Source organism: Variovorax sp. P1_H12_2 (assembly GCF_056405335.1).
Genome location: NZ_JBFUCI010000047.1, coordinates 1 through 22,711, shown reverse-complemented (window position 1 = coordinate 22,711; position 22,711 = coordinate 1). Strand labels below are relative to the sequence as shown.

Annotated in this window: 21 protein-coding genes; 6 read left to right on the top strand and 15 right to left on the bottom strand. The window is 66.0% G+C overall.

Features of this window, described 5'->3' with window-relative positions; genetic code table 11:
• Nucleotides 1-137: 137 nt before the first annotated feature.
• The 9 genes from AC1D2K_RS07760 to AC1D2K_RS07720 form a co-directional block, all read right to left on the bottom strand.
• Nucleotides 138-1,055 carry a LysR family transcriptional regulator gene (locus AC1D2K_RS07760; RefSeq protein ID WP_478087650.1) on the bottom strand — a complete coding sequence of 306 codons (918 nt, stop codon included), beginning with the start codon at nt 1,053-1,055 and terminating at the stop codon, nt 138-140.
• 123 nt (nt 1,056-1,178) lie between these two features.
• Nucleotides 1,179-1,874 carry an aspartate/glutamate racemase family protein gene (locus AC1D2K_RS07755; protein ID WP_478087649.1) on the bottom strand — a complete coding sequence of 232 codons (696 nt, stop codon included), beginning with the start codon at nt 1,872-1,874 and terminating at the stop codon, nt 1,179-1,181.
• Between the two features lie 250 nt (nt 1,875-2,124).
• Nucleotides 2,125-5,283 carry an efflux RND transporter permease subunit gene (locus AC1D2K_RS07750; protein ID WP_478087647.1) on the bottom strand — a complete coding sequence of 1,053 codons (3,159 nt, stop codon included), beginning with the start codon at nt 5,281-5,283 and terminating at the stop codon, nt 2,125-2,127.
• A complete protein-coding gene (locus tag AC1D2K_RS07745; RefSeq protein WP_478087646.1) occupies nt 5,280-6,791 on the bottom strand; it encodes an efflux RND transporter periplasmic adaptor subunit in 1,512 nt (503 codons plus the stop codon). The genes AC1D2K_RS07750 and AC1D2K_RS07745 overlap by 4 nt, the downstream gene beginning before the upstream one ends.
• Nucleotides 6,788-8,020 (bottom strand): TolC family protein, encoded by a 1,233-nt coding sequence (locus AC1D2K_RS07740; RefSeq protein WP_478087644.1) that lies wholly within the window; start codon nt 8,018-8,020, stop codon nt 6,788-6,790. Before AC1D2K_RS07740 ends, AC1D2K_RS07745 begins: the two co-directional genes overlap by 4 nt.
• Nucleotides 8,021-8,096: 76 nt before the next feature.
• Complete coding sequence (locus AC1D2K_RS07735; protein WP_478087643.1) at nt 8,097-8,480, bottom strand: hypothetical protein; 384 nt, start codon at nt 8,478-8,480, stop codon at nt 8,097-8,099.
• A 267-nt stretch (nt 8,481-8,747) separates the two neighbouring features.
• A complete protein-coding gene (locus AC1D2K_RS07730) occupies nt 8,748-8,882 on the bottom strand; it encodes a hypothetical protein (RefSeq protein WP_478087642.1) in 135 nt (44 codons plus the stop codon).
• 61 nt (nt 8,883-8,943) lie between these two features.
• A complete protein-coding gene (locus AC1D2K_RS07725) occupies nt 8,944-10,575 on the bottom strand; it encodes an adenylate/guanylate cyclase domain-containing protein (protein ID WP_478087640.1) in 1,632 nt (543 codons plus the stop codon).
• Between the two features lie 175 nt (nt 10,576-10,750).
• The gene (locus tag AC1D2K_RS07720) at nt 10,751-11,407 is read right to left on the bottom strand and encodes a DUF4148 domain-containing protein (RefSeq protein WP_478087638.1); all 657 of its coding nucleotides are present in this window, start codon (nt 11,405-11,407) and stop codon (nt 10,751-10,753) included.
• 268 nt (nt 11,408-11,675) lie between these two features.
• On the opposite strand from AC1D2K_RS07720, the gene AC1D2K_RS07715 reads away from it, so the two are divergent.
• Together AC1D2K_RS07715 and AC1D2K_RS07710 are read left to right on the top strand one after the other, a co-directional pair.
• A complete protein-coding gene (locus AC1D2K_RS07715) occupies nt 11,676-12,251 on the top strand; it encodes a sigma-70 family RNA polymerase sigma factor (protein WP_478087636.1) in 576 nt (191 codons plus the stop codon).
• Nucleotides 12,238-12,918 (top strand): anti-sigma factor family protein, encoded by a 681-nt coding sequence (locus tag AC1D2K_RS07710; RefSeq protein WP_478087634.1) that lies wholly within the window; start codon nt 12,238-12,240, stop codon nt 12,916-12,918. Before AC1D2K_RS07715 ends, AC1D2K_RS07710 begins: the two co-directional genes overlap by 14 nt.
• A gap of 45 nt (nt 12,919-12,963) precedes the next feature.
• Here the strand turns inward: AC1D2K_RS07710 and AC1D2K_RS07705 are convergent, their stop codons facing one another.
• The gene (locus AC1D2K_RS07705) at nt 12,964-13,698 is read right to left on the bottom strand and encodes a hypothetical protein (RefSeq protein ID WP_478087632.1); all 735 of its coding nucleotides are present in this window, start codon (nt 13,696-13,698) and stop codon (nt 12,964-12,966) included.
• Between the two features lie 156 nt (nt 13,699-13,854).
• On the opposite strand from AC1D2K_RS07705, the gene AC1D2K_RS07700 reads away from it, so the two are divergent.
• From AC1D2K_RS07700 to AC1D2K_RS07690, 3 genes are all read left to right on the top strand, one after another.
• Nucleotides 13,855-14,796 (top strand): metallophosphoesterase family protein, encoded by a 942-nt coding sequence (locus AC1D2K_RS07700; protein WP_478087630.1) that lies wholly within the window; start codon nt 13,855-13,857, stop codon nt 14,794-14,796.
• A 42-nt stretch (nt 14,797-14,838) separates the two neighbouring features.
• Nucleotides 14,839-15,195 carry a cupredoxin domain-containing protein gene (locus AC1D2K_RS07695; RefSeq protein ID WP_478087628.1) on the top strand — a complete coding sequence of 119 codons (357 nt, stop codon included), beginning with the start codon at nt 14,839-14,841 and terminating at the stop codon, nt 15,193-15,195.
• A 624-nt stretch (nt 15,196-15,819) separates the two neighbouring features.
• On the top strand, nt 15,820-16,470 hold the full coding sequence (locus tag AC1D2K_RS07690; protein WP_478087627.1) for a hypothetical protein: 651 nt from the start codon (nt 15,820-15,822) through the stop codon (nt 16,468-16,470).
• 65 nt (nt 16,471-16,535) lie between these two features.
• Here AC1D2K_RS07690 and AC1D2K_RS07685 read toward each other — a convergent pair whose 3' ends face one another.
• The 5 genes from AC1D2K_RS07685 to AC1D2K_RS07665 all read right to left on the bottom strand — a co-directional run bounded on the left by AC1D2K_RS07685 (nt 16,536) and on the right by AC1D2K_RS07665 (nt 21,668).
• A complete protein-coding gene (locus AC1D2K_RS07685) occupies nt 16,536-17,363 on the bottom strand; it encodes a MetQ/NlpA family ABC transporter substrate-binding protein (RefSeq protein WP_478087625.1) in 828 nt (275 codons plus the stop codon).
• A gap of 56 nt (nt 17,364-17,419) precedes the next feature.
• Entirely contained in the window at nt 17,420-18,082 is a 663-nt protein-coding gene (locus AC1D2K_RS07680) for a methionine ABC transporter permease (RefSeq protein ID WP_442286031.1), read from the bottom strand.
• Nucleotides 18,075-18,950 (bottom strand): methionine ABC transporter ATP-binding protein, encoded by an 876-nt coding sequence (locus AC1D2K_RS07675; protein ID WP_478087624.1) that lies wholly within the window; start codon nt 18,948-18,950, stop codon nt 18,075-18,077. The genes AC1D2K_RS07680 and AC1D2K_RS07675 overlap by 8 nt, the downstream gene beginning before the upstream one ends.
• Before the next feature lie 168 nt (nt 18,951-19,118).
• Nucleotides 19,119-20,117, bottom strand: coding sequence for a Bug family tripartite tricarboxylate transporter substrate binding protein (locus tag AC1D2K_RS07670; protein WP_478087622.1), 999 nt, complete (start codon nt 20,115-20,117; stop codon nt 19,119-19,121).
• 177 nt (nt 20,118-20,294) lie between these two features.
• Nucleotides 20,295-21,668 carry a hypothetical protein gene (locus AC1D2K_RS07665; RefSeq protein ID WP_478087621.1) on the bottom strand — a complete coding sequence of 458 codons (1,374 nt, stop codon included), beginning with the start codon at nt 21,666-21,668 and terminating at the stop codon, nt 20,295-20,297.
• A 625-nt stretch (nt 21,669-22,293) separates the two neighbouring features.
• On the opposite strand from AC1D2K_RS07665, the gene AC1D2K_RS07660 reads away from it, so the two are divergent.
• Nucleotides 22,294-22,711, top strand: a 418-nt coding sequence (locus tag AC1D2K_RS07660; RefSeq protein WP_478087620.1) for an AAA family ATPase, incomplete at its 3' end; no start/stop codon positions are given.

Below are 22,711 nucleotides of genomic sequence, written 5' to 3'. Positions count from 1 at the left end.
CCTTATAGGTCACCGGCCGGGCCGGTGCGGGCTGCCCTGGGCAGTCACCAGGAAGGAGTCTAGGAATGAGCTTTCGAACGCACCATCCGAAAGTTCCGAAGGAAGCTTTCGAAGAATTGAAAGAGAAGGCTCGGTGCTCAGCCGGCAGCTTCTCGCGTGGCAGCGACGCGCGGGTCGTCCAGCAGGAACCGCACGAACGCCTGTGCGAACGCCGGCATGCGCGCATCCTGCCGAACGGCCAGATTCAGCTCGCGCAGCGCCCAGTGCTCGGACAAGGGGATGGCGACGATCGCTCGTGCCTCCGGCGACGTGGCGACCACGCTGCGCGGCACCAGGGCGATGCCCACGCCGGCGTCGACCAGCGACAGCACCGAATCGAAATTGTGGGCGTGCATTCGCACCGACAGCGGACGCGCCACCTTCTGCGCCATGTCCCGCAGGAACATGAAGTTGCTGCTGCTGCGGCTCATGCAGACGAAGCTGAAGCCGAGCGCCTGGGCAAGCCTGATCTCGCCATGCCCAGCCAAAGGGTGGTTCGACGGCGCGGCGATGACGAGCCGGTCCAGCGCGTAGGGATGCACTTCGATGCCTTCGACCTCGGTCGACCCCGCGAAGATTCCCACATCAACCTCTCGCGCGAACACCGCCGCAGGGATGGTCTCGCTCTGCCGCTCTTCCACATCCGCGTCGATGTGCGGATTGAGCATCAGGAAGCGCCCCAGGCTGGGAGTGATGAATCCATTCAATGAACTGCTGTTGGCCGCCAGTCGCACGTGCCCCTTGAGTCCGGCGGCGAACCGGCCGACGTCTTCGTGCATGCGTTCGACACCTCCAAACAACTCGCGCACATGCGTCAGCATGGCTTCGCCGGCCGGTGTCAGTCCCATGCCGCGCGCGTTGCGCACGAACAGCGGCGTGCCCAGCGCATGTTCAAGATTCTTGAGCCGATAGCTGGCCGATGACGCCGTGATGTGCACGGCGGAAGCACCGGTCGAGAGGCTGCCTGCCTGGGCGATCGCCATGAAGAGGCGGAGATCGGTGAGTTCGTATCGCATGGCCTTCCGCGCGCTTGCATCACACGGCGTTGATCTTAGCGAGCGTGCAGGCACGGCCGTCTGCCTGGCCCTGACGTCGGTGACGCAGGGCTCCCCGCGGCCCCCGGCCCCCGGCCCCCGGCCCTACCCTGCCAGCGCGAAGTCGACCGCGGCAGCGGCGTGCAGCGCGGTGCTGTCCAGCAGCGGCAGCGCGCTGTCCTGATCCTTGACCAGCAGCGAGATCTCGGTACAGCCGAGCACGATGGCCTCGGCGCCGCGGGCCTGCAGCGAGGCGATCACGCGGCGGTAGGTGTCGCGCGAGGCGTCGTCGACGATGCCGACGCACAGCTCGTCGTAGATGATCCGGTGCACCGCGGCGCGCTCGTCCGGCTCGGGCACCAGCACCTCCAGTCCGTGCCGCTGTGCCAGCCGATCCTTCATGAAGCCCTGCTCCATCGTGAAGGCGGTGCCGAGCAGGCCCACGCGGCGCAGGCTGTCGCGGGCGGCGGCGGCGCCGACCGGATCGGCGATGTGGATGAAGGGCAGCGGCGTCGCGGCCTGGATGCGATCGGCCAGCTTGTGCATGGTGTTGGTGCACAGCACGATGCACTCCGCCCCGCCGGCGTGGAGCCGGCGCGCGGCGTCTTCGAGGATGGCGCCGGCATCGTCCCAGCGGCCCTCGTGCTGGGCCCGCTCGATCGGCCCGAAGTCGACGCTGTGCATCAGCAACTGCGCCGAGCGCAGCGGCCCGAGGCGCTCGCGCACCTGCTGGTTGATGAGGCGGTAGTACTCGCTGCTGGATTCCCAGCTCATGCCGCCGATGAGGCCGATGGTGCGCATGGAGATGGTGGAAGAGTGGATGGGTGGAATGGGGATCATGCCGCGGAACGACACTGGACCTTCGTGGACGCGCCACTTGACTTGCGGGGCACCGCCCGAGCGGGCCTGCCTGGCGGCGGCTTTCCGGCCAGCGGGGAGGCAGAATGCGGCGAACCGCCGGAATCGGCCATCGGCGGTCTTTGGCCGTCGGTTCTCGTTTGCAAGCCGGCTGACAGGTGTCGTGACAGACCTCGAAGGGAGCAGGCTTCCTCTACGGCACGACCTCGTGGTCCTGTCGGGTATCGCGCGCTGCAGTTCGGCGTCGATTGACCAAGTACCAGGCAGCCGGGATGACGAGCAGGCTGAGCAATGGCGCCGTCACCATGCCCCCCACCATGGGGGCGGCAATTCGGGTCATCACTTCGGAGCCCGTTCCGCTTCCCCACATGATCGGCAGCAAGCCCGCCATGACCACCGCCACCGTCATCGCCTTTGGGCGAACGCGCAGCACCGCTCCCTCGCGAATGGCTGCAATCAACGTTTCGTCGTTCATCGGCGCTCCAGCTTCGATACGCCGCGCAAGGGAGTTCTTCAAGTAGATGAGCATCACGACGCCGAACTCGGCAGCGACGCCGGCGAGTGCGATGAAACCGACCACGGTGGCGACCGAGATGGAATGTCCCAACGCCCAAACCAGCCAGAAGCCGCCGATGAGAGAGAACGGGACCGCCGCCATGACCAGTGCTGCATCTGCAACAGACCTGAACAGCACGTAGAGCAGGACGAAGATGACGGCCAAGGTGGCGGGCACGACGAGCTTGAGCCGTTCGGTCGCTCGCTCAAGGTACTCGAACTGCCCCGACCATGAGACGGCGTAGCCGGCGGGCATGGTGACCGATTTGGCCACTGCCGCCTGCATGTCGTTGACCACCGACCTCAGGTCCCGGCCTCGGACATCCACGTACACCCAGCCGGAGAGGCGCGCGTTCTCGCTGCGCAACATCGGCGGGCCTTCCTGGATGGTCACCTTTGCCACGTCCTGCAGGAGGAGTTGCGCCCCCTTGTCGGTCACGAAGGGCAGTTCCCTCAAGCGCTGCAGCGAGTCGCGAACCTCTCGCGGATACCTGACGTTGATGGGATAGCGTTCTCGCCCCTGGATGACCTCGCCCACGTTGTCGCCGCCGACGGCAGTCGAGACGATGGACTGAACATCGGCCACGGAAAGTCCATGGCGCGCGGCTGCGAGCCGGTCCACGTCGACGTCGATGTACCGGCCACCGGTCAGGCGCTCGGCCAGCGCCGACGAGACACCTTGAATGCCCCTGACTGTTGCTTCAATCTGCGTTGTCAGCGCGTCGATGGTGGCCAGGTCGGCGCCGGCGACTTTGATGCCGACAGGGCTCTTGATGCCGGTTGCCAGCATGTCGATGCGGTTGCGGATGGGCGGCACCCAGACATTCGTCAGGCCCGGCACCTTGACCACGCGGTCGAGCTCTTCAACGAGCTTGTCGGGCGTCATCCCGGCACGCCACTGTGCGCGCGGTTTGAACTGGATGGTCGTCTCGAACATCTCGAGCGGCGCCGGGTCCGTGGCGGTGTCGGCGCGACCCGCCTTGCCGAAGACCCGCTCGACTTCCGGCACCGTCTTGATGAGTCGGTCCGTCTGCTGAAGAAGCTCGGAAGCCTTGGAAATCGACAGCCCGGGGAGGGCCGATGGCATGTAGAGCAGGTCACCTTCATCCATCGGCGGCATGAATTCACCGCCGAGACGCATGACAGGGATGGCTGTCAGTGCCATGAGCACTGCGGCGACCGCCAGGGTGGCCTTCGGAAAGCGAAGCACCGCTTCCAGCACGGGCCGGTAGGCCGCCACGAGGAAACGATTCACCGGGTTCGCTGCCTCGTGAGGGATGCGTCCGCGGATGAGGTAGCCCATCAGCACAGGAACCAGCGTCACGGACAGGCCCGCAGCCGCAGCCATTGCATAAGTCTTCGTGAACGCCAGCGGCGAGAAGAGCCGCCCCTCTTGTGCTTCCAGGGTGAACACGGGCACGAAAGACAGCGCGATGATGAGGAGCGAAAAGAACAGGGCCGGCCCAACCTCGATGGACGCCGCGCTGACCAACTCCCATCGTTCCGGAGAAGTCGGGCTCCTCCCATGTTTCGCCTCGAACGCCTCCAGGTGCTTGTGGGCGTTCTCCACCATCACGATGGCTGCGTCGACCATGGCGCCGATGCTGATGGCAATGCCGCCGAGTGACATGATGTTGGCGTTGACGCCTTGCCACTGCATGACGATGAACGCGGTCAGCACGCCAATCGGAAGCGCGACCACCGCCACCAATGCCGAGCGGAGATGAAACAGGAAGATGGCGCAGACGAGCGCCACGACTGCGAATTCTTCCAGCAGTTTGAAGCGCAGGTTCTCGACCGCGCGGTCGATGAGCAACGACCGGTCATAGGTCGGAACAATCTCCACGCCATCGGGCAGGCTCGACTTGAGCGTCTCGAGCTTCACCTTGACGGCCTGGATGGTCGTACGTGCGTTCTTGCCCGAGCGCATGACCACGACGCCACCTGCAACTTCCCCTTCACCGTCGAGCTCGGCGATGCCGCGGCGCATTTCGGGACCTGTCTGTATCGTGGCCACGTCGCGCAGGAGCACTGGGGTCGCGCCCGAGACCGCGAGCGGAATGGCACGAAAGTCATCCAGCGATTTCAGGTAGCCGCGCGAACGCACCATGTACTCGGCCTCCGCGAGTTCGACGACCGAGCCGCCCGAAGCCTGGTTCGCCTTCTGCAAGGCCGCGACAACCATCCCCTGGGTCACGCCAAGGCCCCGCATGCGGTCAGGGTCGAGCACCACCTGGTACTGCCGCACCATGCCGCCGATGCTCGCGACCTCGGCGACATCGGGGATGGTCTTCAGCTCGAACTTCAAAAACCAATCGTTGAGGGCACGAAGCTGCCCGATGTCCCGTTTGCCTGACCGGTCAACCAGGGCGTACTCGAAGACCCATCCGACCCCGGTCGCATCGGGCCCCAGGGAGGCATTGGCGCCCGCGGGCAGTTTGCCCTGCACCTGATTGAGGTACTCCACGACCCGCGAGCGGGCCCAGTACGGGTCCGTCTTGTCGTCGAAGAGCACGTAGACGAAGGAATCCCCGAAGAACGAGTAGCCGCGGACCGTCTTGGCGCCCGGCACGCTCAGCATCGTGGTCGTCAGCGGGTAAGTCACCAGGTCCTCCACCACCTGGGGGGCCTTGCCTGGGAAGGGCGTTCGAATGATGACCTGGACGTCCGAGAGGTCGGGCAGAGCGTCCACAGGAATGCGGGCGGCCGACCAGACTCCGGCCGCCACCAGGAACAGCGTGGCGACGAGCACCAGGAATCGGTTGCCGACCGACCATCGGATGAGCGCGGCAATCATTGCTTGGCGCCCGGTTGAACGCGCTGCACCGAGAGGAGTTCATAGCCCATGGGGCCGGCCTCATTGAACTCGAATCGCACGGTGTCACCCGGCTTCACGTCGGCAAAGGCGTTGGGATTCGGCTTCGAAAAGCCCATCGTCATGGACGGCCACTTCAGCGTTGGCACCGGGCCATGCGAAATCGTGATGCTGTCGAGCTCGACGCTCTCGACCTTGCCTTCTGCCGTATGCGTGCCTGACGCCTTCGCTGCCGGCGATGAGGCTGTCTGTGCAGGAGGCGATGCGGACACCGACATGCTTCCCAGGACCGAGCGCAGCCGGGCTTCGGAGTCAATGAGGAACTGACCGCTCGCGACCACCTGGTCACCGTCGTTCAGTCCCTGGACGATTTCGATGTCGTCACCGAGGTCCATGCCGAGGGTGACGTCGCGAGGTTCGAAGGTGCCGCCGTCCTTGCGGACGATGACGACCGCACGCTTGCCCGTGCGAATCACCGCCTCGGCCGGAACGACGAGCCGGCTGCTTGTCGGTCCTGCCACTCGCAGACGCAGCAGCATTCCGGGCGTGAGCTTTCCTTGCCGGTTGTCGACCTCGAAGCGCGCCTTCAGGGTGCGAGTGTTCGAGCTGACCTCCGGAAGTATTTCCTTGAGTTCGCCATCGAAGGTCTGAGAGGCATCAGCCTGAAGCACTGCCGTGACTTTCTGACCGCGGGTCAACCGCAGCGCCTGGGCTTCCGGAACATCGGCCACGGCCCAGACCTTGTCGAGACCGGCGATGCGGAACAGCGTCATGCCGGGCGTGACGGCAACCCCTTCCCGGACGCCCAACTCGGCGACGACGCCATCGGTCGGGGCGCTGAGGGTGAAGCGTGCCTGCGCGGTTCCGGTGCTTTCGCTCTGGCGGATGAGTTCCGTCGGAATCGACATCGCGCGCATCCGCTCGCGCGCTGCGGCGATGAGGTCGGGTGCGACGCCGGCGCGCTGGAGCGCAAGCAACTCGTTCTGCGGTCCGAGCCACTCCGGCGCGAAGATGGTCGCCAGGGCCTGCCCCTTGCGTACGCGCTCCATGGGGGCGCGCACCGCCAGGCGTTCGACGTAGCCAGCGACGCGCGTCTGTACCGCCACATTCAGCCGCTCGTCGAACTGCACGGAACCAATGGCGTCGAAGGAGCTCGAGGCTTCGGCGCGACGTACCGCAGCGATGCGGATGCCCAGGTTTTGCTGCACCGTCGGACTGACCTTGACGCCAGATTCGCTGGGGTCGCTGTCGGCATACACAGGCACGAGTTGCATGTCCATGAACGGCGACTTGCCCGGTTTGTCGAAGCGTGGGCCTGGAACCATCGGGTCGTGCCAGTAGAGAACCTTGCGGCCGTCGGTCGACGAGACGGCATGGCTTGCTGCGGCATGCTCGCCCTCCCGGCCGGTCTGACGCCCGAGCAAGAAGCCTGCGCCAATGAGCGCAGCACCGGCTACGACAAGAAGCGTGGTCAGGTAAGAGCGTTTCATCGGTCGGCTCCTGGCGAAAGGGGTTTGAAGGCCAGCTGCGCCTGGGTCCTGGCGAGGTCGCGCTGAAGCACAAGGAGCTTTCGCTGTGCTTCCACTTCTGCGTGTCTCGCCTCGAACAGCGTCATCAGCGTGCCCTGGTTCGACCGATAGGCAGCGATGGCTGCCGAGGTCCGCTGCCCGGCGACGGCCACGACGCCGGAGCGGTAGCGCTCGATGCGTTCGCGTAGGCGCTGGGCATCGCTGGCAAGCGTTCGGTATTCGGCTGTTGCCGCGCGCGTGGCTTCTTCAAGCTCTGCCTCAGCCTTCCCGGCCAGTGCGAGCTTGGCTGCCGTTTCCCGGTCCCGGCGCTCGGACGGCGCTACCTGAAGAGGGATGCTCACGCCGAAGGTCGCCATGTCTGAGTAGTTCGTGCGCTGTCCATACGAGACCTCCCAGGTCCAGTTCGGCTTGCGCTCCGACGCAGCGACTGCGGCGCCTCGCTGGGCCACATCGATGTCGAACCGCTTGGCCGCAACGATCGGATTCCCCGCGACATATGCCTGCTCCGTCGCCAGGGGAACCGACGCGACAGGTGCCAACTCTTCGACGGTGGCGCCGACCCAACGCTGGAGCGCGGCCTGAGCCGCACTTTGCAGTTGACGAGCCTCGGCCGACTCGTCTTCGGCCAGACCGCGCGCGCCAGTCAGGGCCAGCGCTTCCTGGCTGCTGCCCGAGGATGAAGCAAGACGGGCACGCGCCGCCTCGAACTCTTCATGGGCGTGGTGCTCCGTGAGCGTCGTCAGCTTCAGCGCTTCGGCGGCATAGTAGGCGTCGAGGTAGGCCAGCGCGGTGTTGAGGCGGGTTTCGGCGACAGCGCTACGCGCCTGGACGCGCTCCCGCGCGACAACGGCCTCCGCCGAGGCCTGACGGGCAGCTCGTTTCTCGCTCGACAGCCATTCCTGGCTGATGCCGATGCGTTTCATCGTCATCGCGTCGCGCGTGGTGCTGAAGCGGTCGGGGCCGGTCACCGGCAGGTTCTCGATGCCCGCGCGCAGCATGGGGTCCGGAAGCTGGCCGGCGGCGCGTGCGGCCTCTGACGCGCTCGTCACGCCTGCTTGTGCGGCCCGCGCGGCTTCAGAGCGATTGACGGCCAGGTCGAGGGCCGTCTCTAAGGTCAGAGGGGCGGCCGCTGCGAGGAACGGAAGAAGTGCGGCAGCCAAGGCGGCAGCGCGCAGGAAGTGGGATGGCATGAGTACTCCGAAGACAAATGAGGCGTGAGCTGGCAGGCGGACGAGCCGCACCAGCGCCGTTCAGTCAACGGAGATTTCAGACTCGAAGTCTGAGGGTGGAGAGAAAGAGTGGGTCGGGCGGAGGTCGCAACTCCGGTGCCACCGCGATGGGAGTCGCCGCGGCAAGCTGCGCCTCGAGGAGCAACGGCACGACGAGTATCTGCACGATGGCCGGCAGCGAAGGGGTTGCCACCTTCACCGGCTCGAACGACAACGACATGTCGGCCGCGTGCTGATGACAAAGCACGGGCTGCGCCGAATCCATTCCGTCGCAAGCTTCGCCCGCGGTCATCATTTCCGCCATCGCGGCCGCGTCAGCCGCGCCGGGGCAGACGTAGCTTGCCAGCGCCAGCTGCGAGAACAGCAGCGCCAGGACCACGGCGAACGCGGTCATGCAGCGATGGAAGGGACGGCGGAACATGACTTTCGAGAGTGTAGCGGCGAGCCTGAGCCTGAAGAAGCGGCGGCGACATGTAACGGCTGTTGCATTGGGAATGTCCGGTCCCGGTGAGAGCTAAACGTCGGCAACGGGCCCAAAGCGCCGAGAAGGCGACAGGCTACAGTTGGCCATGACCGGTCAGTCACACGCCCGCTTGCTATGACCGGTCTCGCCCACAATGCGGTCGCGCGGCGCAATCGATGCGTCGCGCATAGTTCTGCCCTCAATTCATTTCAGCAATCGCCTCTTTCACCTTTCTTCACGCAGTGGCGAGCTTGCACCATCGACATGCAACGCCGCTTTCGCCAGAACAGGCGTTGCGCAGTCCTTATAGATCACGCCATCCTTCATCACGAGCTGGACCTTGGCCGGGTCGGTCAACAAGGCGACCGTATCGCCGCTCCAGGTTTCGCGGGGGACAACGGCACCAACACGTATTGCCCCCTCATGCGACTAGGCGAGGCATTTGCCGCGCATCGGTCAGCACACGGACGCGCACCGCCTCATCACGGCCTCGCAGGCGTGCATTGAGCGGCGCCAGGCCGGTTGCCGAAACCCCAGCGCGCCGGAACACCGCGTCCGAGACGATGGCCTCGCAGCCAATGTCTCTTGTCAACTGCTGAAGCCTGGAGGCCACGTTCAACGCGTCCCCCAACGCCGTGAACGTCACGTGCTCACGAAAGCCGATCTCACCCATGACCGCGCGGCCGCAATGCACTCCGATGCCAAATCGTAGGGGCTGCTGCAAATGAGCCTCGAGCGCCACGTTCAGCGCCGCGATATTCATCGCGACCACTGGCACCGCGCGCAGCGCCTGGCGGCATGCAGTGCCAGGCTCGGTATCCAGGCCGAATATGGCGAGGACCCCGTCGCCCAGGAACTGGTTTGGCAGTCCTCCTTCCTGCACGACGGCGGCGCAGGCCGCAGCCAGGAAACGACTGACGAAGAACAGGCTGTCGAACGGCAATTGCTGCGCTGCGAGCCGGGTGGAATCACGCATGTCCACGAACATGAACGCGCCGAATCGCTCTTGCGGTATCGCGCCCCATCGGTGCTCCTGTTGGAAGGCCGTGGATGCCGCCGGCGGCACCAGGGGCCACACGGCAAGATCAGCTTTCGGATGCAACTGGCATGCGAGGCGTATGTATCGCCAATCGGCGCCGAGCCGCTCCAGCACGCGCCGTTCGGCCTCCGCTGGCCCCGGCAGCCCGACGTCGCTGAGGACGCGCACCCGGCACAACGAGCATCTGGCGCGACCCCCGCAGGCGCTCGCGTGAGGTATGCCGGCCATCCGGCTTGCCTCCAACACCGAAAATCCGAGCGGCACGTGGACCTGCCGTCCCTCCGGATAGCACACCCAAAATCGCCCTTTCCTGCGCTCCCACAGCGCACGCGCCAGTCGCGCCGAGAGCACCAGCAGCAGCGCGCCACCCTCGAAGAGGAGAAAGTCATTGCGCAAACCGACGAGCCAGCGATTTTGCGCTGCCGTCCCGACGACGGTCTGCGCCAGCGCTTGCGCGCGCCAGGCCGGGTTCTGGGCCAGCGCCATCACCTCGCGGCCGCCTTGCAGATAGCCCAGCAAGGCAAGCACCGGCAATAGCACTGCAACGCTCAGCAGCACACTGCGCCAAGCCCCGAACCATGGTTTCAAACGCAACCAGAACCAGATGCCGTAGCACCCATGCAGCCACGCAACCACGAGCAGTATCAGCTGCACGCGGCCGAACGCTGGCTGAGCGATCCAGAGCGAGTACAGCAGTTGGGCATAGCCCTTGTTCAAGCCAAACTCGGCAAAGGCGATTCGCGTGTTCACGAGGTGGTTGGCAAGCAGCGGCGGAATGCACAAGCCCAGGGTGAGCTGCGCCACCTCGTTCGGAGTCCAATGCAGCGAGCGCCGCTCGTACAGCGCCCACAGGCCCAGGAAGAAGTGCATGACCAGGGCGCTGTACAGGAAGGTCGTGCCAAGCCACCCCTGCCAGACGAACTTCTGCACCAAAAGGCCTCGCTCGAGCCATGCGAGAGAGGCATTGCCGAGCGAATGATTCAGGAGGTGAGTCCCGATATAGAAAAACAGCACGAGCCCACTCGCCAGCCGAACCGAGCGCGGTCCGGCCGGGCGCAGGGTTCGGAGATGTCTGAAGCCTGGCATGGTGCCCCCGTGCGAATTGTGCGACAACGCCGGCCGCGCCGCTGCACGGGGTCGAGCGACGCAGGCCGACCGCGACGGACTCCGGCCGACCTGCGCGAACGCATCACTGCGTGGCGCCGCCTGAGGCCGAAGGTGCCTCAGCGGCCACCATCCGGGACGGGTCGCCATTCGTCGCCCGCGCCTTGGCATAGCGCTGCGGGCGCACCTCGTTGAGCCTCAGGCCGCTTTCGTCATTCGCGAGCATGTCGCCCGTTCGGATCGCTTCGGCCAATTCGGCCTTGATCTGAGCGCGTGTCTTCCCCGCCGCCACAACCTGTGCAGGGTAGAGCTGCGGGTGCTCCTCGTTGACCCTCAGCCCACTCTCGTCATTGGCCAGGATGTCGCCCGTTCGGATCGCGTCGGCCAGTTCCGTCTTGACCTGTGCGCGCGTCTTGCCCTGTGCCACAACCGGGGAGGAATAGCGCTGCGGGTTCAGCTCCCTCAGCGTCAGGCCGCTTTCGCCTGGGGCGAGCATTTCGCCGGTTCGCATCGCTTCGGCCAGGTCGGCCTTGACCTGCGCGCGTGTCATGCCCCCGTCGGCATGGGCGGCTACGCCGAGTGCAGCGAGAAGGAACAAAGTGCCAGTGCTGCGGGCGAGCGTCACGCACGTGCGTGTGCTTGCACGTTGACGTGTTCGAGCATCGGCCGCGTTGGCCTGGCGTCGAGGACCGGCAATTTCTGAGCCGACCTGGGGGACAAATGTTGGATCGAATGTACGCATGATGATCTCCTGGGTTGAGCGGCACCACCTGTGCCGTGGTCGAGGCCTCTCAGCCTCCTGGTGCAGTACGGCGGCGATCCGCGGAATATTCCTGGCTGCACAACGGCGACCATGCCCTCGCATGCATTGGTTCTGAAAACGTGAACAACTACCGAAAGCGGGTGGAAGGGACCGCTCCATGTGCAGTTGCGTTCAGCACGCATGACGGATCGAAGACTCGACGCTCGCCCGGAATAAATCTGCGCCCCGGCCCGTCATGCAAGGAACCGTGATCGACCGTACCCGTCAATTCGAGGCCGCGACCTTGATACACCTGCCCGCCGCCTACAACCTGGCGCGCTGGTTGCTGCGCGATGCGCAGCAGGCGGAAGACGCAGTGCAGGAGGCCTACTTGCGCGCCTTGCGCTTTTTCGATGATCTGCGTGGCGAAGATGCCAGGCCCTGGTTGATGGGCATCGTGCGCAACGCCTGCTACGACTGCATGCGCGAGCGGCGCCGTCTGGGCCATCAGGTCGAGTTCGACGAGATGCACGACAGCGAAAGCTGCCGTCTGGCCGCGACTGCGTGGCCAGACGGCAGCGTCGATCCTGCTGTTCTGTGGGACAAACACGTCGTCGGCGAGCGCGTCAATGCGGCGATCGAAGCGCTGGCGCCGGTGTTTCGCGAGGTGATCGTGCTGCGCGAGTTAGAGGAAATGTCGTATGAGGACATCGCTCGGGTCGCCGGCATCCCGCTCGGCACAGTGATGTCGCGCCTGTCGCGCGCCCGTGCGCTGCTGCGCGACGCGCTGCAGGCAGAGCATGGAACCAAAAATGCGGTAAGGAGGCGCGATGCAATCGCCTGAAGACGACGCTCTCGGTCCGCTGATCCGGAGCCAGGCTTCGCGGTACGCACCGCCTGCGGGGTTGACCCGCCGCATCCTGGACGATGTTCGGGCAGCGGCCGCGCCTTCGCCGAGACCTCCCGCAGCCCGGCCCGCAGCCCGATGGCGTCGCTGGCTGGAGGCGGCGGCCGTCTACGGCGCCGGCGCCGCGACCGCCTGGGGCATTGCGTTCAGCCTGCTCGTGGTGCCTGCGCAGGACTTGACGCGCGATGCCGTGATGGGCAGCCACGTGCGCTCACTGATGGAGTCTCACTTGGTGGACGTTGCTTCGTCCGACCACCACACCGTCAAACCGTGGTTTGCCGGCAAGCTCGACTTCTCGCCGCCGGTCATCGACCTCGCAGCCGAAGGCTTCCCGCTGACCGGCGGTCGACTCGACTACCTCGACGGTCGGGCTGTCGCTGGGCTGGTCTATCAGGCCGGACCTCACGTGATCAACCTGTTCGTCTGGCCGACGCCGGATGGCAGTTCGGTCGCGTCCGAATTGCTCGCGCGACAGGGCTTCAACATCGTGCACTGGCGACAGGGTGGCATGCAGGCCTGGGCCGTATCGGACATGAATGCTGCGGAGTTGCGAGCCTTCACCGGGCTGGTACGTGAGCGCCTGGCAGCGGCCGACGCCCGATAGGCCACCGCGGGGCGAGCTGCTTTCTGTTGCGGCGGCGACCCCGGGTCACGGCGCCGCCGAGTCACTCCCTTTCGCATCGCGCCATCGGCCGGCGACAAACGAGCCGGCGAGCAGCAACAGGTAAGTGCCCACCAGGGCTCGGCGCCATGACGCGAGCGACGCCGCACGAGGGCGCGCCTCTGCCGCGTGTGTCACAAGGATGGCTTCGTATGGCTCGATACTGCGGCTCATGCGTATGAACCCCGCCGCCGAAAGCAGCGGAACCGCGACAAGAATCGCGACCAATACGACTCGGGCGCGACGCGACGCAACGCGATGACGCGCCGTGATCCACAGGCCCAGGCAACCATGCACCCAGCCGGGCGCGAGCAGAGCGATCTGCCAACCCTGCGTACCGCCCGAGATCAGTCCGGCGATGATCCTTTCGTAGCTCGGCTCGAAACCGTAGAAGGACGACGCCAGGCGGGTGTTCACGGCGTGGCCGATCAGCAGCAAGGGGAGACTGAAGCCCGACCACAGGCGGAGCCACTCCGTGGCCGGCAGTTGCCAGTGGCGGCGCTGGTAGATCGTGCGCAATGCAAGCGCAAAGTGCAGCGCGAACGCACCGTACAGCGCCGCTGTGCCCGGCGCGCTTTGCCACAGCCGGATTGACCAGCGCAATCCGGCCTCCGCGAGGGGCACCGACACGATGCCCAGCATGTGGTTGAACAGGTGCAGCGAGATGTAGCTCATCAGCACCAATCCCGAACCCAGGCGCAGGTGATGGGCAGTGAAAGGCATGCGAATCTCCCGTCGACACTCATGAACCGATGACTGTGCCCGAACGGAATCTATTCCGCGGGCGCGTGCGCGCCCCGTGCAAACGGCGGGAATAAATCCCAGCCCTCTTCCGTAATGCCACTTGCAACGACCTTCAACCCACTAAGGAGCAAGCAGATGAAGACGCACAATCCGGGCCGACGTCAAGCCCTCAGTTGTATATCCGCATGGGGCGGCGCGGCCGTCATTTGGACCGTGAGCGGCGGCATACCACGAGCCCTGGGAGCCACCGGTACTGGCACGCCGCCGGGCGCCGCGCGCGGTGGGCTGAACTTCGTTCAGATCAGCGACACGCACATCGGCTTCCACAGAGAGGCCAACCCGGATGTCATTGGCAGCCTGCGCCACGCCATCGCCGACATCAACGCGTTGCCTCAGGCTCCCGCATTCGTCGTGCATACGGGCGATGTCAGCCACTTGTCGAAGCCGGAGGAATTCGGCAACGCCAAGGAAATCCTCAAGGAGATTCGCGTCGACCGAATCCATACCGTACCGGGCGAGCACGACACCATCGACGATGGTGTCACCGGCTATCTGAAGTTCTTCGACCACGACGGCAAGGGGCGAGCCTGGTACAGCTTCGATCAGGGCGGCGTGCACTTCATCGGGCTGAACAATGTGCTCAACTTCAAGGCAGGTACGCTGGCCGCACTGGGCGACGAGCAACTGGCCTGGCTCAAGAGCGATCTCGCCGGTGTCTCGCGCTCGACGCCGATCGTCGTCATGGCGCACATACCGCTCTGGACGGTTTGGGAACCCTGGGGTTGGGGCACGGCCGATTCTGCCCAGGCGCTCGGGCTGCTGCGCCCGTACGGATCGGTCACGGTCCTCAACGGGCATATTCATCAGGTGTTGCAGAAAGTCGAAGGCCACGTTGCGCTGCACACGGCGATGTCGCTCGCCTATCCGTTGCCCACGCCAGGTCAGGAGGGGATCGGCGAACCCGGCCCGGTCAAAGTCCCCGCGGGTGAACTCGGCAAGCTGCTCGGCACGCGGCAGATCAGCGTGGTGCGCGGCAAGAGCGCGCTTGCCATGGTCGACCGGCCGCTCGAAGGCTGAACCCATCCCCCATATCTCGGAATCATTTCGAGGAGCTTCGCCATGTTCTGTCAATCTCTTCCCAACCAACGCAGTGCATTGCTCGCGCTGGCCGTTTGCTTCGCTGTGAGCCCGTCGGCCAGCTTTGCCGTCGACGCCGCGACGACCGTCGACGTCAGCAAGTTCGCCTTCGGGCCCAAGGAGATCACGATTTCGCCCGGATCCACGGTGCGCTGGATCAATCACGACGAGGTGCCACACACTGTCGCCAGCGCACAGGGCCTGGACAAGGTCATCGCCTCGAAGGCGATGGATACCGACGATCGGTTCGAGGTGACCTTTCCAAAGGAAGGCGACTATGCCTATTACTGCACCGTGCATCCGTTCATGACCGGCGTCGTCCATGTGCACAAGCCATAGCCCGGCGCAACGTTCATCGCAACGGGCCGGAGGGCAGCGTTGGGCCCTGAAGCGACTTTCGCCCTCCGCCAATAGCGGCTGTTCACCCCTGGCCGCCGGCGCCAGGTCGCTCGGGCGCCCGGGTTCAGCCTCGGTCGCACATCGACAGCCATGGGATGGACGAAAGCCCAGTGGCGAAAAGCCAGGATGAGCGAAGGTCCAGCGGCGCGCCGCGCGAACATGTTGAGGCGCCGCTGCCAATTGCTTCTTGAAAATCAAGCGGTTGCGCAGGTGGCGATGCGAACACTGAGTGTCGTTCCGCACATGCCTTGCGCGCCGGCGGCGCCTGCCGGCGCCGAAGCTGAACACGCAGCCGGAGGGCGGCCGAATTCATCAACGCCGCGAAGGCCAGCCCGGAACTCAACCCCAGACATTTCCCCCTGCAGTTTCCGACTCGCCGGGGTTCGCACGAGCGCCGCTGCGCAGTGAAATGGCAGGTTGCTGCATGCGCCGACGCTCTCTCTGTGTTCGGCCACGCGCAACACCGCTCAGCGCTTCGCCCTGAGCAAAAAGGCGAGCCCCGAAGGTGCACCAACACCGACGAGGCTCTAACCACAACGTGCCATCAACAAGGAACCGCACATCATGGCTACCTCGGATCATAGACACCCCTCCCGCATCGCCATCTCCATTGGCGCCCCCTCGGTGCTGGTCTTCGTCAACACCTCCCACGCCCCTCCCCCGGACCACCGCCCGGCAGCCCCCATACGCGGCGGGCTGGGCGCCGCGCCCCGCCATGGCCTTGCATCGATGCTCGCGCGCACCTTGCCGCGGCCGTCTGCCGCAGGCGGCGCCTTCATCGCCCGCCACGCGCCTTTCGATGTGTTCGCCGAACTGGCCAGGCTCGTGGCCTCGGCGCGCAGCGAGATCCTGATCGTCGACCCGTATGTCAACGCGATCGCCCTCACCGATGTCGCCATCGCCGCGCGCGAAGGCGTTCGCATCCAGATCCTCGGCGACCGCGCAGGCACCAAGTCCAGCCTCGCGCCGGCGGCCGGCCGCTGGCAGGCGCAGTACAAGGCCGCGCGGCCGCTCGAAGTGCGCCTGGCACGCGCCAAGTCGCTGCACGACCGCCTGCTGCTGATCGACCGCGTGCAGGTCTGGAACCTGTCGCAGTCGATCGCGGATTTCGCGCGCACCTCGCCGGCGTCGATCGAGCGCAGCAGCACGGCGATCGAGAAGGAGAAGGCGCTGGCGTATCTGGGGCTGTGGATGGGGGCGGCGCCGCTGGCCTGAGGGCCCGGCCTGAGCCGCGCGACCGGACGGAGGGCGCCAAGCCACTCCGCCCGCTACTCATCCTTCTACTGCAGGAACGTCGGCTTGGCGTAGCCCGGGAACTTGCTGTCGACCACCGTGCGGAAGTCCTTCGAGTGGTAGGCCTCGACGATGTCCTTGGCCCACGGCGCGTCCTTGTCGGCGCGCTTCACGGCGACCACATTGAGGTAGTGGTCCGGCGTTTTCTCGAGCACCACCGCTTCGGTGAGCTTCAGGCCCGAGGACATCGCGAAGTTGCCGTTGATGATGGCGTAGTCGGTGTCACCGAGCGAGCGCGGCAGCTGCGCCGCCTCGAGCGGAATGAACTTCAGCTTGCGCGGGTTCTCGGCGATGTCCTTCTCCGACGCGCGCAGCGGGTCGATGCCGGGCTTCAGCGTAATCAGTTTGTTCTGCTCCAGCAGCACCAGCGCGCGCGCCAGGTTGCTCGGGTCGTTGGGCAGCGTGAAGCGGTCGCCGTCCTTGACCTCGGCCAGCGTCTTGCGCTTGGTCGCGTAGACGCCCAGCGGCGCGATCGGGCCCTGCACCAGCTCGACGATGTCGAGCTTCTGGTCGGCCGCGAACTTCTGCAGGTAGACCCGGTGCTGGAAGAAATTGGCGTCGAGCGAGCCTTGCGCGAGCGCCTGGTTCGGCTGCACGTAGTCGTTGAACTCGACCAGCTTGACCTTGTAGCCCTTCTTTTCGAGGATCGGCACGATGCCGGCCTTGAGCTGGTCGATGTTGGAGCCGGCAGTGCCGCCGATCACGAGTTCCTTCTTGGAGGGCGCCTGGGCATGGGCCTGCAGCGACAGGCCGCCGAAAGAAAGGGCAAGCAGCGACAGCGCGAGCACGGAACGGCGGGCAATGGAATTTTTCATGGGAACGTTCAACGGTTTCAAATAAAAGGGAGAAATCGAAAATCGGCCAACGCGCTTCAGCGCTTGTCGAGGCGACGTGCGGCGGTGTTGCCGACGAACTGGATGATCTGCACCAGCACCACCAGCAGCGCGACCGTGAGCACCATCACGTCGGTCTGGAAGCGGTAGTAGCCGTAGCGGATCGCCAGGTCGCCGATGCCGCCGCCGCCCACCACGCCGGCGATCGCCGAGTAAGACAGGAAGCTCACGGCCAGCACGGTGAAGGCCAGCACCAGGCCCGAGCGGGCCTCGACGACCAGCACGCGCCAGATGATCTGCAGCTCCGAGGCGCCCATCGCGTGGGCGGCCTCGATGACGCCGCGCGGCACTTCGCGCAGGCACTGGTCGACCAGCCGCGCCAGGTACGGAATGGCCGCCACCGACAGCGGCACCGCGGCCGCCAGCGGCCCGATCGAGGTGCCCGCGATCACGCGCGTGAACGGCACCAGCGCCACCAGCAGGATGATGAAGGGGAAGGAGCGCACGGTGTTCACGATCCAGTTGAGGATCAGGAAGGTCGGCTTGTGTTCCAGCGACTGGCCGGGGCCGAGCAGGAACAGCAGCACGCCGAGCGGCCCGCCGATCACGAGTGCGGCCGTGAGGCCGATGCCCAGCATCATGAAGGTCTGGGCAATGGCGAGCCCGAGCTCGGGCAGGATGGCGACGATGTTCTCAGGCATGGGCCAGCTCCTGGGTGCCTGCTTGGCGGTGGATGGAAGACGCGGCCTGGGCCTCGAGCGCTTCGCGCGCATCGCGCTCGCGGCGCCGCACCAGCGCGTCGATCTCGCGGCCCAGCGCGGTCGTGCGCGCGGTGGCCGGCGCATCGACCTCGAACTGCTCGACCAGGCGTCCCTGCTCGAGGATCGCGACCTGGCGGCACAGCACCTCGACCACCGACAGTTCGTGGGTGACGATGACGATGGTCACGCCGAGCTTGAGATTGATGTCGCGCAGCGTCTCGAGCAGCGAGCGCGTGGTCTCGCTGTCGAGCGCCGAGGTGGGCTCGTCGCACAGCAGCACCTGGGGCCGCGGCGCCAGTGCGCGCGCGATGGCCACGCGCTGCTTCTGGCCGCCCGAGAGTTGCGCCGGGTAGCTGTCGATCTTCTCGGCCAGCCCGACCAGGTCGAGGCACTCGCGCACGCGGGCCTGGATCTCGGCGCGCGAATGGCGGCCGTGGATCTTGAGCGGGAAGGCGACGTTGTCGAACACGGTCGCGTTCTGGATCAGGTTGAACTGCTGGAAGATCATGCCGATGTTCTGCCGCGTGTCGCGCAGTTCGCGGCGCGACAGCGTGGTCAGGTCGCGGCCGCCCACGAAGACCTTGCCGGCATCGGGGCGCTCGAGCAGGTTGATGAGGCGCAGCAGCGTCGACTTGCCGGCGCCGCTCTTGCCGATCAGGCCGAACACATCGCCTTCATGGATGTCGAGCGAGAGCGAACGCACGGCGTCGAAGACCTCGCCGCCGGGAAGAACGAAGGATTTCTGCACCGACTCGAGTCGGATCAGAGGCGGCCGAGTCTGTGGCTCGGCCAGGGAAGAGGAAGTCATGAACAGTTGAGGCGCGCACCGCATGCCAAGCACGCAGGCCGATGCGGTGGCACGGCAAAGTCTGCAAGTATCGCGACTCGCTCGCCTGAAGGGAACGACGCATTGGAAGGCTGCTTATATGCCTCGGGGCATAAGCGCGTCCTGCCCGAAGCGAGGACACGCGGGAGCTCAATCGCCCCGGATCCCGACCGTCTTGACGATCTGCGCGTAGCGCGCGTACTCGGCGCTCACCTCGCGCGCGAACGGCGCTGCCGCGAGCCCGGTGACCTCGATGCCCTGCGCGGCCAGATCGGCGCGCGCCACCGGATCCCGCACGATGCGGCTGGCGTCCAGCGCGATCGCGTCCACCACGGCCTGCGGCGTGCGGGCCGGTGCGAAGAGGCCGAACCAGGTGCCGGCGCGGAATCCGGGATAGCTGGCGGCCACCGTCGGCACCTCGGGCAGCAAGGCCTGGCGCTCTTCGCCGCTGACCGCCAGCGCAACCAGGCGGCCGCTGCGGATGTGGGGCAGCGCCGGGCCGATCGCAATGAACATCAGGTCGACCTGGCCGGCGATGACGTCCTGCATGCCCACCGGTCCGCCGCGGTAGGGAATGTGCGTCGCATGGATGCGCGCGCGCTGCTTGAGCATTTCCATGCTCAGCTGCTGCGGGCTGCCGTTGCCGGCCGAGGCGTAGTTGTACTTGCCGGGATGCGCCGCGGCGGCGCGCGTGAAATCGGCCAGTGTCTTGAAGCCGGTCTTCGGATTCGCCACCAGCACGAAGTCGATCTTGCCGAGCGAGGCCACCGGCACCAGGTCGCGCAGTGCGTCGTAGGGCAGACCGGGCTGCAGGTTGGGCAGGATCGTGATCGGCCCGTCGGCCCCGACCAGCAGCGCATGGCCATCGGGGGCGGCCTTCGACAGTGCGTCGGCGGCGACGATGCCGCCGGCGCCGGCGCGGTTGTCGATCACCACCGGCTGGTTCCAGCGCTCGGACAGGCGCGTGCCCAGGTAGCGCGCGAGCACATCCGGCGTGCTGCCGGGCGTGTTGGCCACCGTGATGTGAACGGCCCGCGCCGGAAAGGCCGGCGTCTGGGCCTGGGCCTGGGCATTGGTGTTGGCCGGCCAAAGGGGCGCGGCGCCGAGCGCCAGGGTCAGGACCAGCCTGAGGAATGCGGATGCTCGCATCGGGAGTCCCGGGGATGAAGGGAACGAGCCGCGTCGACCGGATGTCGCGGCATGGGGCGCGATTGTGCGGATTCGGAATCGAAACGCGAACGACCGTTTCGGCAGATGCTTATCCGCGATCCGGCATATGGAAGCGGGACGTGGTGGAAGCCCGCGCTTGCCTGCCCGGTGCGGCGTCTATGGCAAGGCGTCGAACAGCTGGCGATCGACCTTCCAGTCGGGGCCGTAGGTGGCGTCGGCATAGGCGTACACCACGGCCGATCCCAGCAGCCCGTGCAGCACATCGCCCTGCGCCGCGCGCCGGCTGATGACTGCGTTGAGCGCGCCCTTGCGCGCCAGGTCCTGAAGCGCCTGGTCGACCCAGCGCTTGAGGTGCGCGGGTTCGAGCGCGGCGACTTCCTTCTTCATCGCCTCGATCTGCTCGCGCAGCCAGTTCGCGCCTTCGACGTTCGGCGCCGGGCCGGCGGGTTCGGGCGCGGATTCCGGCGCCGCGGGCACGGCCGCGTCGGCGCGCGCCCGGGTGTCGGGGCCGCCCTCGGTCACCGGTTCGTTGCGCAGCAGCGAGCGCAGGTAGGAGAAGGCGTTCTCGATGGTGCGCAGCGACTTGTTGGCGGCGCGGCGCTCGAGCACCTCGATCTGGGCCCGCACGCGTTCGTCGCCGAACTCTTTCAGCAGCCCTTCCAGCTTGATCTCCCGGATGCCCAGCGTTTCGGCGCGCAGCACCAGCGTGGCGTCCACCGGCTCGCCCGAGAGCGGCCTCGGCGCCGGCGCCTGGCGCTTCTTGCGGACGGCGAACTGGACCTCGGTGATCACCCTGCCCTGCTTGTGCTCGATCAGGTCGATCTCGAGGTCGGTTTCGGCGTTGATCTCGACCACCGCGTCCTTCACCCGCTCGTTCTTGAACTTGCGCCATTCGCGCCGCTCGGGCCCGGGCCCGTTGCTCAGGGCGTCGACCCACCAGGTCACGGGCTTGCGGCTGGTGACGCCGCTGGGGTTCTCGCGGTAGCGCGCACAGATCTCGTAGAGCGCCACGGCGGTGTAGGAGCCCAGCTTGGCCAGCACGTCGAGGTCGATCCGGGCCCAGCGCTGCGGGTCCCGGAGTGCGGCCATGATCGTCGGCGGATAGGACCAGCTGACCCAGTTCTCGCCGCGCCGGAGTTCCAGCGCGACTTCGGACAGCATCGAGAAGCCGCGCCACTTGACGCCGTCGCCCGGTGCGGTCGACTCCCAGTCGACCTCCAGGCTGCGCATCTCGATGAGGTACTTCTTGGCCGCCGTGCGTTCGCTGCCGCTGGAACCCGTGGTGCGCAGGATGGCCGCCAGCGGGGCCTCGAACATGAAGTCGGCCGCGGGCATCCCGGGCAAGGCGACCAGCCGGGTCTGCGCCACCTGCAGCAGCGCGCTGTAGATGCGGCGCCCGGTCAGGGTCACGCGGGCCGAACGCGGCATCATCACGATCATCTCGTGCGGCTTCCTGAGCTCCAGCACGTCGTCGACGGCGTGGCTCATGATCGGCTTGTCGCCCGGATTTCCCGCGATCTGATGACTCATTGCAGCGTCGATCTTATGTCCAACCGGGTTTGGACACAAGCCAGCGGTGTCGGCCGCCGCCGAGGCCGATCAATTCCTGGACATTTGGCGTGCGAGGGGGCGCGGCGGGGCCGATTAAAAGCTGGACGTTTGCGGAAGGCGGGCCCGAATCAGGGTGGCCGCGAGGCGATTAATAGCCGGACATTCGGCCCAGACCGCCCTCCGAAGAGGCGCCAGGCGAGCCCGAGAGCCCGCTTAAAACCCGGACACTTGCGTCAAACGGCCTCCGAACCGGCCGAATCCGGCTGTGGATAAGGCTGTGTACCCCGCCGATGAGGAGCTGGACGGATTCCGACCAAAGGCTGGACGCATCCGATCAAAAGCTGGACGCAAGCGATTAAAGTCTGGACGGATGGGCCGCTGGATTGACTCTAAGTCGTTGATTTAATTGAAGAAATTCCAGTTATCCCGGCGCTTAATCTCTTGAAGTTATTCAAGTTTCTCTCTTAATCTCGGGAGAGAGCCAAGAAAAGGGACCCAAAGCGGGATCCGCGTCCAAGTCTTCACTTGATATCGCGGCCATTCTTCGTTTTTTCCCCAGTGCCCTGCATAATCGCACGACACTCAAACTTTCAAGGCAGATTCCGTGGACATCAAGCAAACCATTCGACGTCAGAACCTGGAAGACATCGAGCAACAGGCACACAAGATCGCCGGGATGATGGACCGCATCCGCTCGGCGATGCTGGCGCCCACCGCTGTGAAGTCTGCGCCCAGCCTGAAGGCGGTGCAACTGGCGGACCTGTGCGGTGTCGACAAGTCGAAGATCTCGTACCGGCTCACGCGCGGCGACCTGCCTGCCGGGGAAATCCACGGCAACAGCCGCGAGTGGACCATGGCGGAGGCCCAGAGCTGGGCGCGCGAATTGCGTTCCGAGCACCTGCGGCCCGAAGGCGCGGCGGGCATCACGATCACGGTGGCCAATTTCAAGGGCGGCGTGGCCAAGACGACATCGGCCGTGACGCTGGCACAGGGCCTGTCGATGCGTGGCCACCGCGTGCTGT